The sequence below is a fragment of the Hydrogenovibrio sp. 3SP14C1 genome (genome assembly GCF_029625905.1).
In the GTDB taxonomy this organism is placed as follows: Bacteria; Pseudomonadota; Gammaproteobacteria; order Thiomicrospirales; family Thiomicrospiraceae; genus Hydrogenovibrio.
Genome location: NZ_JARTLM010000237.1, coordinates 1 through 251 on the forward strand (window position 1 = coordinate 1; position 251 = coordinate 251).

Below are 251 nucleotides of genomic sequence, written 5' to 3' on the forward strand. Positions count from 1 at the left end.
GTTACTGATCTCGCTATCCGTGACAGCGTCTGAAAAAGAATTGGATATATTTAGCCAAAGCAATAGCGATAAAGCGGCACAGACCTTAGACCTTGATGCGCCAGCAAAAGACAGTTTCATTTTCAAATTGCCACCCACTCATAATCCTTATCTTGATTATCAAGAAAGCTACGATTATCTGGCCTCTGATGCTCGACCGAGCGTTAACTCACCACTCACGCTAGACGCACGAGATCCTCATTCTTTTAGTG

1 protein-coding gene is annotated in these 251 nt (G+C 43.8%); it reads left to right on the forward strand.

Annotated features, from left to right (window positions below):
* Window positions 1-251, forward strand: a 251-nt coding sequence (locus P8629_RS12395) for a hypothetical protein (RefSeq protein ID WP_278166405.1), incomplete at both ends; no start/stop codon positions are given.